The organism is Corallococcus sp. AB049A (genome assembly GCF_003668885.1).
GTDB classification, from domain to species: Bacteria; Myxococcota; Myxococcia; order Myxococcales; family Myxococcaceae; genus Corallococcus; species Corallococcus interemptor.
Genome location: NZ_RAWL01001008.1, coordinates 1 through 471, shown reverse-complemented (window position 1 = coordinate 471; position 471 = coordinate 1). Strand labels below are relative to the sequence as shown.

General features: G+C 66.2%; 1 protein-coding gene. It reads right to left on the bottom strand.

Translation table 11 applies throughout. The annotated features are described in order from the left end of the window. Nucleotides 1-471 (bottom strand): prolipoprotein diacylglyceryl transferase (gene lgt, locus D7X55_RS46160; RefSeq protein WP_121725742.1); only part of this gene is annotated, 471 nt, incomplete at both ends.

Sequence of the window (471 nt, the reverse complement as noted above, 5' to 3'; positions counted from 1 at the left end):
CGCCCCAGGTCCCGTCGGTGTACTTGCCCCACAGCTCGGCGCCGATGAAGTTGCCGATGCGCCCGAAGCCCAGGCCCAGTGGCACCAGCGGCGCCATGAAATCCATGGTGTCGAAGAAATGCAGCTTGTGCTTGCGCGACCACCACCAGCAGGCGCCCAGCACGCCCAGCAGGCCACCGTGGAAGCTCATGCCGCCGTCCCACACCTTGAACAGCAGCAGCGGGTTGTGCAGGAAATCGCCCAGCGCGTAGAACAGCATGTAGCCGATGCGCCCGCCCAGCACCACGCCGAGCATGGCGTAGAACAGCAGGTCGGAGAAGCCGTTGGCATCGACGCCCGGCAGGCGCCCCGCGGCAATGCGCGTGCGGCCCAGCAGCCACGCTGCGGTGAAGCCGAGCAGGTACATGATGCCGTACCAGTGCACCTTGATCGGCCCCAGCGAAAGGGCGATGGGGTCGATGTCGTGGAAAT